Annotated in this window: 10 protein-coding genes; 7 read left to right on the plus strand and 3 right to left on the minus strand. The window is 60.7% G+C overall.

Annotated elements, in window-relative coordinates; translation table 11 throughout:
- The first annotated feature begins 35 nt into the window (after nucleotides 1–35).
- Nucleotides 36–1,109: a class I SAM-dependent methyltransferase gene (locus BLL38_RS05735; protein ID WP_076961673.1), complete on the plus strand. Its 1,074-nt coding sequence runs from the start codon at nucleotides 36–38 to the stop codon at nucleotides 1,107–1,109.
- Between the two features lie 144 nt (nucleotides 1,110–1,253).
- On the opposite strand, the gene glnA is transcribed toward BLL38_RS05735, so the two are convergent.
- Entirely contained in the window at nucleotides 1,254–2,660 is a 1,407-nt protein-coding gene (glnA, locus tag BLL38_RS05740) for a glutamate--ammonia ligase (RefSeq protein WP_029295916.1), read from the minus strand.
- 333 nt (nucleotides 2,661–2,993) lie between these two features.
- On the opposite strand from glnA, the gene thiI reads away from it, so the two are divergent.
- Entirely contained in the window at nucleotides 2,994–4,448 is a 1,455-nt protein-coding gene (thiI, locus tag BLL38_RS05750; protein WP_076961674.1) for a tRNA uracil 4-sulfurtransferase ThiI, read from the plus strand.
- Nucleotides 4,449–4,587: 139 nt separating this feature from the next.
- Nucleotides 4,588–6,408 (plus strand): translational GTPase TypA, encoded by a 1,821-nt coding sequence (typA, locus tag BLL38_RS05755; protein WP_076961675.1) that lies wholly within the window; start codon nucleotides 4,588–4,590, stop codon nucleotides 6,406–6,408.
- 174 nt (nucleotides 6,409–6,582) lie between these two features.
- Here typA and BLL38_RS05760 read toward each other — a convergent pair whose 3' ends face one another.
- Nucleotides 6,583–7,017, minus strand: a complete 435-nt coding sequence (locus BLL38_RS05760) for a YkgJ family cysteine cluster protein (RefSeq protein WP_032862271.1) — start codon at nucleotides 7,015–7,017, stop codon at nucleotides 6,583–6,585.
- Between the two features lie 239 nt (nucleotides 7,018–7,256).
- On the opposite strand from BLL38_RS05760, the gene BLL38_RS05765 reads away from it, so the two are divergent.
- The 4 genes from BLL38_RS05765 to BLL38_RS05780 all read left to right on the plus strand — a co-directional run bounded on the left by BLL38_RS05765 (nucleotide 7,257) and on the right by BLL38_RS05780 (nucleotide 15,409).
- Nucleotides 7,257–9,707, plus strand: coding sequence for a glycogen/starch/alpha-glucan phosphorylase (locus tag BLL38_RS05765; protein ID WP_076961676.1), 2,451 nt, complete (start codon nucleotides 7,257–7,259; stop codon nucleotides 9,705–9,707).
- A 185-nt stretch (nucleotides 9,708–9,892) separates the two neighbouring features.
- On the plus strand, nucleotides 9,893–12,949 hold the full coding sequence (locus tag BLL38_RS05770) for a DUF2339 domain-containing protein (protein ID WP_076961677.1): 3,057 nt from the start codon (nucleotides 9,893–9,895) through the stop codon (nucleotides 12,947–12,949).
- A complete protein-coding gene (locus tag BLL38_RS05775) occupies nucleotides 12,946–14,286 on the plus strand; it encodes a DUF3999 domain-containing protein (protein ID WP_090412824.1) in 1,341 nt (446 codons plus the stop codon). The genes BLL38_RS05770 and BLL38_RS05775 overlap by 4 nt, the downstream gene beginning before the upstream one ends.
- A 112-nt stretch (nucleotides 14,287–14,398) precedes the next feature.
- On the plus strand, nucleotides 14,399–15,409 hold the full coding sequence (locus BLL38_RS05780) for a class 1 fructose-bisphosphatase (protein ID WP_057437154.1): 1,011 nt from the start codon (nucleotides 14,399–14,401) through the stop codon (nucleotides 15,407–15,409).
- Between the two features lie 34 nt (nucleotides 15,410–15,443).
- Here the strand turns inward: BLL38_RS05780 and BLL38_RS05785 are convergent, their stop codons facing one another.
- Nucleotides 15,444–15,626 (minus strand): hypothetical protein, encoded by a 183-nt coding sequence (locus BLL38_RS05785; protein ID WP_076961678.1) that lies wholly within the window; start codon nucleotides 15,624–15,626, stop codon nucleotides 15,444–15,446.
- Nucleotides 15,627–15,882: the final 256 nt, after the last annotated feature.

Consider the following 15,882-nt stretch of genomic DNA (forward strand, 5'->3'; position numbering starts at 1 on the left):
CTTATGCGGGCGCAGAAATAATCCAGGAGAGAGAAATGTCAAAGGCTATGGAAGTGGATAACGCGAAGGTCGAGCAGTTTTCTGCGAGAATCATGGAAGATTATGGCAACACCCTGCGTGGGGCCATGCTCTACATCGGCGATCAGTTGGGCTTGTTCAAGACCCTTGCGGACAGTGAGTGGGTGACCTTGGAGGAGCTGGCGCAAAAGAGCGGCTACAACGCGCGTTACCTGCGTGAGTGGCTGGGCAGCATGGCGACCGGCAACTACGTCACCTACGATCCGCAAACCAGGCGCTACCGCATGCCGCCCGAATTTGCGCCCGTGCTGGCGGACGAAGAGTCACCGTATTTCGCCGGTGGCATCATCCAACTGAGCGTTCCTTTTGTGAGCATGGCGCCGAAAGTTATCGAGGCCTTCCGCAATGGGGGTGGCTGCGCAGAAGAAGCGTTCCCGCTTGAGACCTGGGAGGGGATGGAGCGCATGACCATGCCCTGGTACAAGCACTACCTTGTCCAACACTGGATCCCGTCGCTGGACGGCGTCGAAGAAAAGCTGCGCACCGGTGGCAGCGTGCTTGATTTTGGCTGCGGCAGCGGCCTGGCCGCGATCACCATGGCCAAGGCGTATCCTGAGGCTCAGGTCTATGGCTGTGACTTCCATGGGCCGTCCATCGAACGTGCGCGGGCCAACGCCAAGGCTGCCGGGGTGGCTGACCGGGTGCATTTTGAAGTCAGTGATTCCGATGCGTTGGTCGGTAAGAAATTCGACTTCGTCACCACCTTTGTGGTGATCCACGATGCCACCGATCCACAGCAAATGATCAAGGACCTGCGCGAATCGACCGCTGATGACGGCACCTTCCTTATGGTCGAGCTCAACCTCTCCGATGAGCTGCATGAAAACATGAACCTGTTCGGTCGGGTGATGTACCCGCAGAGCACGCTTTACTGCATGACCTGCTCGCTGTCCCATGGCGGTGAAGGGCTGGGTGCCTTCATGGGCGAGGACCGTGCGCGGCAGATGGCCGAGAAGGCGGGGTTCAGCCGATTCCGCAAAGTCCCCTCGGCCCGACCTGCGCTGCCCGCGTTGTTCGAGCTCAAGCCTTAACGCCAGCCCAATCCTGGTGTGAGCGAGACCTGCTCACTCACACCAAGGATCGCCCACAGGTATTTTGAACAAAAAAATAGCCCTCGAAACGAGGGCTATTTTAGTGGGGCTTGGTGTCACGCCACGTCAAGCAGCGCTACCGGATCAGCAGCTGTAGTACAGCTCGTATTCCAGTGGGTGTACGAAGGTGCGGACCTTGATTTCTTCTTCGCTTTTCAGGGCGATGTAGGCATCGATAAAGTCGTCGCTGAACACGCCGCCTTTGGTCAGGAACGCACGGCCCTTGTCCAGCTCTTCCAGGGCTTCTTTCAGGCTGCCGCACACTTGTGGGATCTCTTTGGCCTCTTCAGGCGGCAGGTCGTACAAGTTCTTGTCGGCGGCGTCGCCTGGGTGGATCTTGTTCTGGATGCCGTCCAGGCCAGCCATCAGCAGTGCAGCAAAGCCCAGGTACGGGTTGGCGGCTGGATCCGGGAAACGTGCTTCGATACGGCGAGCGCGAGGGCTGGACACGTAAGGAATACGGATCGACGCGGAACGGTTGCGTGCCGAGTAGGCCAGCATGACCGGCGCTTCAAAACCTGGCACCAGACGCTTGTAGGAGTTGGTCGACGGGTTGGTGAAGCCGTTCAGGGCCTTACCGTGCTTGATGATACCGCCGATGAAGTACAGGGCGGTGTCGGACAGGCCGGCATAACCTTCGCCAGCGAAGGTGTTCTTGCCATCTTTGGCGATGGACAAGTGAACGTGCATCCCCGAACCGTTATCGCCGTACAGAGGCTTAGGCATGAAGGTCGCGGTACGGCCGTAGGCTACAGCTACGTTGTGTACGCAGTACTTGAGGGTCTGTACTTCGTCAGCCTTGGCCACCAGGGTGTTGAACTTCACACCGATTTCGTTCTGGCCGGCAGTCGCCACTTCGTGGTGGTGAACTTCGATGACCAGGCCCATGTCTTCCATGGCGTTGCACATGGAGGTACGGATTTCGTGGTCATGGTCGAACGGTGGCACCGGGAAGTAGCCGCCTTTGACGCCTGGACGGTGGCCATGGTTGCCGCCTTCCACGTCCTGGTCGGACATCCACGAGCCCTGGTCGGAGAAGATCTTGAACATGGAGCCGGAGATGTCGGACTTGAACTTCACTTGGTCAAAGATGAAGAACTCAGGCTCAGGACCCACGAATACGGTGTCACCGATACCGGTGGACTTCAGGTATTCCTCGGCACGCTTGGCGATCGCACGTGGGTCGCGGTCGTAGCCTTGCATGGTCGAAGGCTCGATCACGTCGCAGACGATGATCAGGGTCGGCTCTTCGGTGAACGGGTCGAGTACGGCGGTGGAGTCGTCCGGCATCAGGATCATGTCGGAGGCTTCGATGCCTTTCCAGCCGGCAATGGAGGAACCGTCGAACATTTTGCCTTCTTCAAAGAAGGCGTCATCCAGCGCGTCGCGAGCCGGCATGGTCACGTGGTGCTGAGTGCCTTTGGTGTCCGTGAAGCGCAGATCAATCCATTTAACGTCATGATCTTTGATGAGTTGAACCGACTTCGACATAGTGTCCTCCGGGTGGCTTCGGGCTGGGGTAGTGGAGTAGCCCTTAGAATGTGGGTGATGCCGGCGCGGATAGTCCGCCATGGCAACCTGCCTCACAAGAGAGCAAATTACATGCCAGTGCCCCGACATGGGTTTTTTGCCTCAAAATGGCCCCTATAACGGTGCAAATCGTTAAAGCGGCAAAAAATACGCACTGCAATGTAGCGTAACGCTTTATTTATGCACTTATTTGGTGCGCGATACGCCGTTTGTATATTAACTGGTTAAACCTTGAGCGATTTCCGCTATAATCCGCGCCCCCCTTTTTCGGCTGGCCCTGTGCGCGCTGTTTCCATGAAATTAATCGTTAAAGTCTTTCCCGAGATCACCATCAAGAGCCGACCGGTACGGATGCGTTTCATCCGTCAGTTGGCCAAGAATATCCGCGCCGTGCTCCGTGACCTGGACCCGGCCGTGGTGGTGAATGGTGTGTGGGACAATCTCGAGCTGGAAACCCGCGTTACCGACCCTAAGGCCTTGAAAGATATGACCGAGCGCCTGAGCTGCATGCCGGGCATCGCGCATTTCCTGCAGGTGGACGAGTACCCCCTGGGCGACTTCGACGACATCACGCAAAAATGCAAACTGCACTTTGGCAGCAGCCTTGAAGGCAAGATTTTTTCGGTACGTTGCAAGCGTGCCGGCAAGCACCCGTTCAGCTCCATGGACGTCGAGAAATACGTCGGCAGCAAGCTGCGTCGCGAGTGCGGCGCCGCTGGAATTTCGCTGAAAGAGCCGCAAATCGAAGTGCGCATCGAAATTCGCGACCAACGGTTGTTTGTGATCCACAGTCAGCACAACAGCATCGGCGGCTACCCGCTGGGCGCACTGGAGCAGACCCTGGTGCTGATGTCCGGCGGTTTCGACTCCACCGTGGCGGCCTACCAGATCATGCGCCGTGGCCTGATGAGCCACTTCTGCTTCTTTAACCTGGGCGGGCGTGCACACGAATTGGGCGTGATGGAAGTCGCGCACTATATCTGGAAGAAGTACGGCAGTTCCCAGCGCGTGCTGTTTGTCAGCGTACCGTTCGAGGAAGTCCTGGGAGAAATTCTCGGAAAAGTCGATAACGGTCATATGGGCGTCGTATTGAAGCGTATGATGTTGCGCGCAGCGTCGAAAATCGCCGACCGCCTGCAAATCGAAGCGCTGGTGACCGGCGAGGCGATTTCCCAGGTCTCCAGCCAGACCCTGCCGAACCTGTCCGTGATCGACTGCGTGACCGACAAGCTGGTATTGCGCCCGCTGATCGCCAGCCACAAGCAGGACATCATCGACCTGGCCAACGAAATCGGCACCGCTGATTTCGCCAAGCACATGCCAGAGTACTGCGGGGTCATCTCGGTGAACCCCAAGACCCATGCCAAGCGCTACCGCGTGGAGCATGAAGAGAAAGAATTCGACATGGCGATTCTGGAGCGAGCGCTCGAGAACGCCAAACTGGTGCCGATCGATCGGGTCATCGACGAGTTGGGCCAGGATGTACAGATCGAAGAAGTCAGCGAAGCCCTGGCCGGCCAGATCGTCATCGACATCCGTCACCCGGATGCCGCTTGCGACGAGCCGCTGGAAATCGCTGGCATCGACGTGCAAGCGCTGCCGTTCTATGCACTGAACGCGCGTTTCAAGGAACTGGATAACAGCCGTCAGTACCTGCTGTATTGCGACAAAGGCGTGATGAGTCGCCTGCATGCCCACCATTTGCTCAGTGAGGGGCATGCCAATGTGCGCGTTTATCGACCGAGCTAAGAGCCCGGGGCTGTTTGCCTGTGGCCTGCGTCACCGGCCCCCCGACTCTGCCGTCAAGCTGTAACGGCAAGGCCTGACTCTACTGTTAATCGCTGCCACGACCTGTCAGCACACCGAATCCTCTGATCGAGATACACAAGTGATCGAAAATCTACGTAACATCGCCATCATTGCCCACGTTGACCATGGTAAAACCACCCTGGTAGACAAACTCCTGCGTCAATCCGGCACCCTGGAGCGCAACGAGCTCAACGACGAGCGCGTGATGGACTCCAACGACCAGGAAAAAGAGCGCGGTATTACCATCCTGGCGAAAAACACCGCCATCAACTGGAACGGCTACCACATCAACATCGTGGACACCCCGGGCCACGCCGACTTCGGCGGCGAAGTTGAACGTGTGATGTCGATGGTCGACTCCGTTCTGCTGCTGGTTGATGCCCAAGACGGCCCTATGCCGCAAACCCGTTTCGTGACCAAGAAGGCTTTTGAAGCCGGCCTGCGTCCAATCGTGGTGATCAACAAGGTTGACCGTCCAGGCGCGCGCCCGGACTGGGTTCTGGACCAGATCTTCGACCTGTTCGACAACCTGGGCGCCACCGAAGAACAACTGGACTTCAAAGTCGTCTACGCCTCGGCCCTGAACGGCATTGCCGGTCTGGAACACACCGCCATGGCTGAAGACATGACCCCGCTGTACCAGTCGATCGTCGACAACGTACCTGCGCCGAAAGTCGACCGTGACGGTCCGTTCCAGATGCAAATCTCGGCACTGGACTACAACAGCTTCCTCGGTGTTATCGGCGTTGGCCGTATCGCCCGTGGTCGCGTCAAGCCGAACACGCCGGTCGTGGCTATCGACGCCACCGGCAAGAAGCGTAACGGTCGTATCCTGAAGCTGATGGGTCACCACGGTCTGCACCGTATTGACGTTGAAGAAGCGGCGGCTGGCGACATCGTGTGCATCAGCGGTATGGACTCGCTGTTCATCTCCGACACCCTGTGCCACCCGGACATGGTTGAAGCAATGGTGCCGTTGACCGTTGACGAGCCAACCGTTTCCATGACCTTCCAGGTAAACGACTCGCCTTTCTGCGGTAAAGAAGGCAAGTTCGTGACTTCCCGTAACATCAAGGAACGTCTGGACAAAGAGCTGCTGTACAACGTTGCACTGCGCGTTGAAGAAGGCGACTCGGCTGACAAGTTCAAGGTTTCCGGCCGTGGTGAGCTGCACCTCTCGGTACTGATCGAAACCATGCGTCGCGAAGGCTTCGAAATGGGCGTAGGTCGTCCTGAAGTGATCATCCGTACCGTTGACGGCGTGAAGCAGGAACCGTTTGAAAACGTCACCATCGACACCCCGGAAGAATCCCAGGGCAAGGTCATGGAAGAGATGGGCCTGCGTAAGGGCGACCTGACCAACATGGTGCCGGATGGCAAAGGCCGTGTGCGTCTGGAATACAACATCCCTGCTCGTGGTCTGATCGGTTTCCGTAACCAGTTCCTGACCCTGACCAACGGTGCTGGCATCCTGACCTCGATCTTCGATCGCTACGACACCATGAAGTCCGGCGACATGTCCGGCCGTCAGAACGGTGTTCTGGTATCGGTAGAAACCGGCAAGGCGCTGACCTACTCCCTGGAAACCCTCCAGGCGCGTGGCAAGCTGTTCGTTGAACACGGTCAAGAGATCTACAACGGCCAGATCGTTGGTCTGAACAGCCGTGACAACGACATGGGCGTCAACCCAACCAAAGGCAAGAAGCTCGACAACATGCGTGCTTCGGGTAAAGACGAAACCATCGCCCTGGTTCCACCTGTTCGCTTCACCCTGGAACAGGCTCTGGAATTCATCCAGGACGACGAGCTGTGCGAAGTGACGCCTAAGTCCATCCGTCTTCGTAAGAAGATCCTGGACGAAGGCGAGCGTACCCGCGCTGCCAAAAAGGCCAAGAACTGATCCTTAGTTCCAGCTGAATAAAAACGCCCCCGGTCGAAAGGCCGGGGGCGTTTTTTTATGCCTTGTGATCGTTCCCACGCTCCGCGTGGGAATGCCTCCTGGGGCGCTCTGCGCCCCGCTGCCAAGGGCAAGCGGCTGCATTCCCACGCGGAGCGTGGGAACGATCCATCCGGGTTAGAACTTGTCGAGCGTGCGCAGCTTGGTCTCGCGCACCACTTCCTTGGGCTTGTACGCGCAATACCCCGGCCGTGGCCCGATCTTCGGATGATTGCGGCAGGTATCCGGGCGTTTGTCATAAATAGTGCAGAAGCGCGTCTTACGATCCAGGTACAGGCAGTCGTTGTTGCTCATGCGCTGCAGGGTAAAGATCTCGGACTTGGAGTTGAACCGTTCGACAATGCCTTCCTTCTGCAAGCGCTTGGCGATGTTCTTCGGCGGGTCGCCGCGCTCGAATTCATCGACGATGCCAATGCGGATCAAATCCTTGATCTTCACCTCAACCGGCAGCGTGCAGCAGTTGGACGTGCAGCCGCCGCACATGTGGCTGGAGTATTTCTGCCACGTTTCGAGACGGTCGAGTTCCGCAGCGGCGATCAGTTGAGGCTTCATCAGGTTTCCAAGAGGGGCTTTGTCCGGGCGCGCGATCATACCGGGATTGGTGATTTTTTGAACAGTATTTTACGGGTTTCGGCTCAAAGGCGGCTTTGGCACGTAAACAGGCACGGCCCCTGCATCTAATTGCTCTATGGATGAATGAGTGAAAAAACTGCCGAACCGTCAGTCACGGGGTTTGTCAGACCGTCTAGGCTCTAAGACTTCCCTTCTTCTATCTCGCCCGAGGTGCACCGATGTCTGAGGAACCGCTTGTACGAGAAGCAGAGGTAGCCGCGTTTCGCGAGGCTGTCTTGACCAAGCTCACTTATGCGGTGGGCAAGGATCCCGATCACGCCTTTGACCACGACTGGTTTGAAGCCATTGCCCTGGCGGCGCGCGACCATATGGTCGAGCACTGGATGGACCACACGCGGCGTATCTACCGGCGCGGGCAGAAGCGGGTGTATTACCTGTCCCTGGAGTTCCTGATAGGCCGCTTGCTGTTTGACAGCCTGAGCAACCTCGGCCTGCTGGAGGTGGCGCGCGAAGCCCTCGGCGAGTTGGGTGTGGACCTGGAGCGCATTCGCCTGCTGGAGCCCGATGCGGCCCTGGGCAACGGTGGCCTGGGGCGCCTGGCCGCGTGCTTTATGGAAAGCATGTCGACCTTGGGCATTGCCGGCCATGGCTATGGCATTCGCTACGAGCACGGGCTGTTTCGCCAGGCGATTGTCGATGGCTGGCAGCAGGAACAGACCGAGCGCTGGCTGGATTTTGGCAACCCCTGGGAGTTCGAGCGCGCCGAGGTGATCTACCCGATCGGCTTTGGCGGCAGCGTCGAGACCGTGCTGGATGAGTCCGGCAAGTCGGTTCAGGTCTGGTCGCCCAATGAAACCGTGCGCGCGGTGGCCTATGACACCCCGGTGGTCGGCTGGCGTGGGGCCAGTGTGAACACCTTGCGCCTGTGGCGTGCCCGCGCCGTGGAAGACCTGCACCTGGAGCGCTTCAACGCCGGCGACCATTTGGGCGCCGTTGCCGAAGTGGCCCGTGCCGAAAGCATCTCCAGGGTGCTTTACCCGGCCGACAGCACCGAAGCGGGGCAGGAATTGCGCCTGCGCCAGGAATACTTCTTCGTCTCGGCCTCCCTGCAAGACCTGCTGCGCCGCCACAAAAACATGCACGGCTCGGTATTGAGCCTGGGCGAACACGCAGCCATCCAGCTCAACGACACCCACCCGTCCATCGCCGTGGCCGAATTGATGCGCCAATTGGTCGACTTGCACGATATCGCCTGGGATGCGGCCTGGCAGGTCACGGTGGAGACGCTGTCCTACACCAACCACACCCTGCTCCCCGAAGCCCTGGAAACCTGGCCAGTGGGCCTGATGGAACGCATGCTGCCGCGGCACATGCAGATCATCTATCTGATTAACGCCCAGCACATCGACTCGCTGCGGGCCAAGGGCATCCACGATTTCGACGTGCTGCGTGCGGTCTCGCTGATCGAAGAAGACAACGGCCGGCGCGTGCGCATGGGTAACCTGGCGTTTCTTGGTTCCCACAGTGTCAACGGCGTCTCGGGGCTGCACACGCAGTTGATGCGCAGCACGGTGTTTTCCGAACTGCACAAGCTCTACCCCGACCGAATCAACAACAAGACCAACGGTATTACCTTCCGTCGCTGGCTGTTCCAGGCCAACCCCAAGCTTACGGCCATGCTGGTGGACGCCCTGGGCCCGGACATCCTCGACAATATGGAGGAGCGCCTGGTAGAGCTGGAGACCTTTGCCGAGAAGGAGGCGTTCCGCAAGGCTTTCGCCGAGCAGCGCCTGCACAGCAAGCGCGTGCTGGCCGATATCATTCATGAGCGCCTGGGGATTTCGGTCAACCCGGCGGCGATGTTCGATGTGCAGGTCAAGCGGATCCACGAGTACAAGCGCCAGTTGTTGAACCTGTTGCACACCGTTGCCCTGTATCAGGCGATTCGTGCCGAGCCCGAGGTGAATTGGGTGCCGCGGGTGAAAATCTTTGCCGGTAAGGCGGCGGCCAGCTATCACCAGGCCAAGCTGATCATCAAGCTGACCAACGACATCGCCCGTACCGTGAACAACGACCCGACCGTGCGCGGCCTGCTCAAGGTGGTGTTCCTGCCCAACTACAACGTCAGCCTGGCAGAAAACATCATCCCGGCGGCCGACCTGTCGGAACAGATCTCCACCGCCGGGTTCGAGGCGTCGGGCACCAGCAACATGAAATTCGGCCTCAACGGCGCACTGACCATCGGCACCATGGACGGCGCCAACGTCGAGATGCACGAGCGCATCAGCTGCGAGCACATGTTTATCTTCGGCCTGAGCGCCGAGCAGGTGGATGCACGCAAACAGGCCGGTGAATTCAATGCCGCTCCCGATATTGCGGCGTCCCACCGCTTGAACGACGTGCTGCAAGCGATCCGTGGCGGGGTGTTCTCGCCGGACGATCCGGGGCGCTATGTGGGGCTGATTGATTCGTTGATCGACTACGACCGCTTCCTGGTGTGTGCCGACTTCGATGCCTACTGGGCCGCCCAGGCGCGGGTCGAAGCCCATTGGCATGACTCCAAGGAATGGTGGCGTTCGGCGGTGCTCAACACGGCGCGCACGGGCTGGTTCTCGTCCGACCGAACCATCCGGGAATATGCGACCGAGATCTGGAAAGCCTTGGACTAGACGCCACGCAACCCCCTGTAGGAATGGGCTTGTGTAGGAGCTGGCTTGCCTGCGATGCAGACGCCTCGGTGTATCAGTGATACCGAGGGGATGCTATCGCAGGCAAGCCAGCTCCCACACAAGCCAGCTCCCACATGGGTTGCGCGTCTATATACTAGGCCTCGGTTTGCTTAGGGATTTGGACCATGCAATGGATGTTCATGCTGATTGGCCTGGTGCTCGGCTGGGCGCTGGATGAATCGTTCAGTGATGCAGGCTTCGGTGCACTGCTGGGTTTGGGGATTGGCCAGGCCATTCGCCTGTCGCACCTCGGCAGTGCCCTGAAGGCGCTGGAGCAACGCCTCGCGCTGCTGGAAAAGCCGCCTCAGGTCGAACCATCCATGGCCGAACCCGCGCCTGCCCCAGAGCTGGTCTGGGAGTTGCCCGCCGAACTGCAACCCATCTCTGCTCCCGAGCCGAGCCCGCCGCTGCCGGACGACCTGTGGAAACCGGCCGCCGTTGCCCGCGAAGCTGAACCCGAAACACCCCGTGCCCCCAACCTGATCGAACGGGCCATCGGCGCCGCGCGCAACTGGCTGCTGGGCGGCAATACCGTGCTGCGGGTCGGTGTCGTCCTGCTGTTTTTGGGCCTGGCGTTTTTGCTGCGCTATGCCACCGAAGGTGTGGACGTGCCCATTGAGCTGCGCTACGTCGGGGTCGCCGCCTGCGCCCTGGGCTTGCTGGGCCTGGGTTGGTGGCTGCGCCTGCGCCGGGGCAGTTACGCGCTGATCCTGCAAGGCACCGGTATTGCGGTGTTGTACCTGACGGTGTTCGCCGCCATGCGCCTGCATCCCTTGCTCGACCCCGGCGCGGCGCTCGGCCTGTTGGTGGCGGTGACGCTGTTCTCGGCGATCCTGGCGATTACCCAGGACGCCATCGGCCTGGCCTGCGCCGCTGCCCTCGGCGGGTTTGCCGCGCCGATCCTGGCGTCCACCGGCGAAGGCAGCCATGTGGCGCTGTTCAGCTACTTCGCCCTACTCAACGCCGGCATTCTCGCCATCGCCTGGTTCAAGGCCTGGCGCTTGCTCAATGTGATTGGCTTTGCCGGCACCTTCGGCATTGGCTTCGCCTGGGGCATTCGTTCCTACACCCCGGAACTGCTGTGGAGTACCGAGCCATTCCTGATCCTGTTTTTCCTGATGTACCTGGCCATCGGCCTGTTGTTTGCGCGGCGCAAACTCCTGGAAACCCCCGACGCTCCGGCCGATGCCAGCCGTGGCGCGCTGCTGCGCTGGTCGGCAGCCAAGGGCGATTATGTCGATGGCGGCCTGTTGTTCGGCCCGCCGCTGGTGGCGTTTGGTTTGCAGTTCACCCTGGTGCAACACCTGGCCTTTGCTCCGGCTTTCAGTGCGCTGGCATTGGGCATCATCTATATGGCCCTGGCGCGGGTGCTCAGGGGCGGGCGCACGGTGTTGCTGGCAGAAACCTGCCTGGCCCTGGGCGTGATCTTCGCCAGCCTGGCGATCCCCCTGGGCCTGGATGCGCGCTGGACCGCCGCCGCCTGGGCGGTGGAGGGCGCGGGGATCCTCTGGCTTGGCCTGCGTCAGCAGCGCACGTTGGCGCGTGGGTTCGGCCTGTTGTTGCAACTGGGTTCAGCGCTGGCCTTTCTCAGTGAGCTGGAGGTGGGCGAACACACGCTGCTGGACGGCGCGGCGCTGGGTGCCTTGTTGCTCGGCGTGGCGTTGCTGTTCAGCTTCCAGCAACTGCGTACGGCTGCGCATGGGCAGATCAGCCAGTGGGAGCGCAAGGGCTTGCCGGTCCTGGCCGGCCTAGGCCTGGGTTTTGTGTATCTGCTGGCACCGTTGCTGCTGGCCGAGCAGGGCACCGCGATCAGCTGGGCGCTGGCGGGGCTGGTCAGCGTGTTTGTCGGCCTGCATATCGCTTCGCGCACTGTCCTGTTCTGCGCGCTCGGCGTGCAAGTGTTGGCGGGGGCGTTGCTCACGCTGACGTCATGGGGCGCCGAGGAATTGCCGGTGTTTCGCCATATCGGTTTCTGGGCGCCCATGCTGGTCGGGCTGGCCGCCTTTGTCGGGGCCTGGCGTTTGCAGGGCGGCGGTCAACGGCTCAACTTGCCGCTGCTAGCCAACGGCCTGCTGGCCTGGGGCGCGGCGTGGTGGGTGTTGGCGCTGAACCACGAAGTGCTGCGCTTCACCCCGCCGGAGTTGCAAGCCACCTTCCTATTGGCGGCGGCAGCGGCCAGCGCGGCACTGTGGACGCTGCTGGCGTTGCGCCTGCGCTGGGCCTCCCTGGCCACCCTCTGCCTGTTGCTGATGCCGGCGGCGGCGCTGGTGCTGCTGGTGTCGTTGCATCGCTATTACCATCCGGCAGCCGAATGGGGCTGGCTGGCCTGGCTCGCGGTGTTCGCCGTGCATTTTATTGCGCTGCGTTATTTGGCTGACCTGGCGGCGGCCAAGGCCCTGAGCGTGGCCCATGTGCTGGGCTGCTGGATGCTGATCGGCATGCTGGCCCTGGAGTTACGCTACGGCCTGTTGGTGCTCTCGGTGCAATACAACGCCTGGCGCTGGCTGGGCTGGGCGATTTTCCCCAGCCTGTACCTGATAGCGGTTGCTGCGCCGCGCCAGTGGCCGTGGCCGATATCTGCTTATGTGCGTGAATACCGCTTGCTGGCCGCGCTGCCGTTGGCGGCGTTGATGCTGGTGTGGTTCTGGCTGGCCAATAGCTTCAGCGACGGTACGGCCAGGCCATTGCCATATGTGCCGTTGCTCAACCCCTTGGATCTTGGCCTGCTGTTCGCGCTGCTGGGTGTGTACCTGTGGGCGCGCAGCGCGGCGCCGCAACTGGGCGGCCGCACCCCGTGGATTGCCCAGGGCGTTGCCGGGGTCTCGCTGTTTGCCTTCTTCACCGCCTTGGTGATGCGCGCGGCGCACCATTGGGGCGGCGTGCCGTTTGAGCTGGATGCGTTGCTCGATTCGATGCTGGTCCAGGCCGGGCTGTCGATTGTCTGGACCCTGATTGCCCTGGGCCTGATGATCGGCGGCCATCTGCGCAATCGTCGGGAGGTGTGGCTGGTCGGCGCGGTGCTGATTGGGGTGGTGGTCGCCAAACTGTTCCTCGTCGAGCTGAGCAACCGTGGCGGGCTGGAGCGGATTGTGTCGTTTATCGGCGTGGGCGGGTTGTTGCTGGTGGTGGGTTATTTCGCCCCGCTGCCGCCTAAACGTGAACTGCAAGGAGCATCCTCTTGATCGGCAAACTGAGCATCGCGCTATTGGGCCTGTGTGCCGCCTTATCGGCAGGGGCCCGGGAAGCCCCCGGCGACTTCACCCGCCAGGCGCCACTGCTGATCAGCGGCGAAGGCCCTTGGTACCGCCTGGAACTGCCGCTGGCCGTGCAATTGAGCGCCCGTCAGGCGGATCTGCGTGATGTGCGGGTCTTCAATGCGGCCGGTGAGCCCCTGGCATATGCGCTGGTGCGGCAGTCGGCCCAAGGCACAGAAAACCTGACCCGCCTCAAGGGCTTCCCGTTGTACGCCACCGCCGACAGTGGCGACACCGCACCGGGCGTGCGCGTGCAATCCAGCGCCACCGGCACCTTGGTCCAGGTGCAACCTGCCAGTGAAGCGCCGACCGGCACGCAGGTGCGGCGCGGCTGGTTGCTTGATGCCAGTGCGGTCAAGGCACCGTTGCACAAACTGATCCTCGACTGGAGTAGCGAGCGCGACGGTTTCCAGCGTTTCAGCATTGAAGCCAGCGACGACTTGCAGCAGTGGCGGGCGTGGGGCGAAGGGCAGGTGGCGCGCCTGGCGTTTGCCGATGAACGGGTAGAGCAGCGTGAAGTCGCTTTGCCAGGGCAGCCGGCCCGCTATTTACGCCTGTTATGGCAAGGCCAGGCCGCGCCTGAGTTGACGTCCATCCAAGTGCAGAGCACCAGCAGCCTGCCATTGGCGCTGGTATGGTCGCAGCCGATGGCCGGTAGCGTCATCCAGCCCGGGCAATACAGCTGGCAGTTGCCCACGGCGCTGAATATCGAACGGGTGCGCATCGAGTTGCATCAATCCAATAGCCTGGCGCCGGTTGGCCTGCTGGGGCGCCAGGGCAGCCAGCAGGCGTGGCAGCCGTTGAGCCGTGGTTTGCTCTACCGGTTGACGCAGGGCGGGCAAGACGTCACCCAGGATCAATTGCAGCTGCCGGGTTACCCGGTCGAGCAACTCAAGCTGGAGGTCGATGAGCGCGGTGGCGGCCTGGGGGCCGAAGCCCCGGCGTTGCGCTTTGCCGTGCGGGCCACGCAACTGGTGTTCCTGGCGCGGGGCGAGCCGCCGTTCACCCTGGCGGTGGGCAACCCGTCGGTCAAGGCGGCGAACCTGTCGTTGGCGACGCTGATCCCCGACTACTCAGCGCAGCGCCTCGCAGCGTTGGGCCAGGCCAGGGTCGATGGCCAGTGGCATGCCAATGTGCCGGTCGCACCCACTGTCGCAGGTATCAACTGGCAGGCAATCGGCCTGTGGGCCGTATTGCTGCTGGGCGTAGCGGCACTCGGGGGCATGGCCTACAGCCTATTGCGCAAGCCGCCGGCCAAGCCCTGAGCCGGGGCCTACATGAACTCTGTCAGGCTTATCTCGTCTGATAGGAGGAAATGCGCCCCGACTCGCGCTAAACTGCGCGGGTTTTTAGCCCCCCCATTCTCCGGAGCCGTCCATGTCCCGCGTTACCCTGAGTCGCTATTTGATTGAGCAGACCCGCAGCAACAACACCCCTGCCGATCTGCGCTTCCTGATCGAAGTGGTGGCGCGTGCTTGCAAGGAAATCAGCCACGCCGTGTCCAAGGGCGCGCTGGGCGGTGTCCTGGGCAGCATGGGCACTGAAAACGTGCAAGGCGAAGTGCAGAAGAAACTCGACGTGATTTCCAACGAAATCCTGCTCGAAGCCAACGAATGGGGCGGTCACCTGGCCGGCATGGCGTCTGAAGAAATGGACAATGCCTACCAGATCCCGGGCAAGTACCCCAAAGGCGCGTACCTGCTGGTATTCGATCCGCTGGACGGCTCGTCGAACATCGACATCAACGCGCCAGTCGGCACCATCTTCTCGGTGCTGCGTTGCCCTAACGAATACCTGAGCCAGAACGAAGCCCTGAACGAAAAGGCCTTCCTGCAGCCAGGCACCGAGCAGGTCGCTGCCGGCTATGCGATCTACGGCCCGCAGACCATGCTGGTGCTGACCCTGGGCGATGGCGTCAAGGGCTTTACCCTGGACCGTGAAATGGGCAGCTTCGTGCTGACCCACGAAGACATCTCCATTCCTGCCTCGACCCAGGAATTTGCGATCAACATGTCCAACCAGCGCCACTGGGAAGAACCGGTCAAGCGCTACGTCAACGAGCTGATGGAAGGCGAAGAAGGCCCGCTGAAGAAAAACTTCAACATGCGCTGGGTGGCCGCGATGGTTGCCGACGTGCACCGCATCCTGACCCGTGGTGGCCTGTTCATGTACCCACGCGACAGCCGCGAGCCGTCCAAGCCGGGCAAACTGCGCCTGATGTACGAAGCCAACCCGATGTCGTTCCTGGTTGAGCAGGCGGGCGGTGCGTCGACTGACGGCCACCAGCGCATCCTCGACATCCAGCCTGAAGGCCTGCACCAGCGTGTGGCGGTGTTCCTGGGGTCCAAGGAAGAAGTGGCGCGTGTGACGGGTTACCACAAGGCGTAAGGTCTTTCGGTAAAAAAGACGCCCCGAAGTGTTCTCAGCGCTTTGGGGCGTTTTTGTTCATGCATTGCTCCGTTGGCTGATCTTGGTCGAGCTCCCCGAACACCTGTTCCATATCTTGAAAATTTCCTGCTTCGATCTCTCGGTTTCCCTGCGCCAAAATTGCCAGTAGCGCTGCGGTTTGTAGAGATTCTTCATTGGTTTTTCGACTGTCGCTCATTTGTTTTTCCCCTTCAGGTCGTAGACGCGGTGTAGCAGTTGTCTAGCTTAAGCGAAGCCGTCGTAAACTATGCGACACGGTGTACCTGGAACACCATTGTCGCTGGATTGCGAGTGCTGCGCATTTTAACGCAGAGCTGCTATGAAATTTTTGGGATGACGAGCCAGGCGGTATCTACGCAATACTTGCGTTTGAAGTCGTGTAAATACACGCTGGGCAGAAAAAAGAAATACCACCCCCCTCTGGGAACCAGACC

This window comes from Pseudomonas gessardii, assembly GCF_001983165.1.
Classification (GTDB): Bacteria; Pseudomonadota; Gammaproteobacteria; order Pseudomonadales; family Pseudomonadaceae; genus Aquipseudomonas; species Aquipseudomonas gessardii.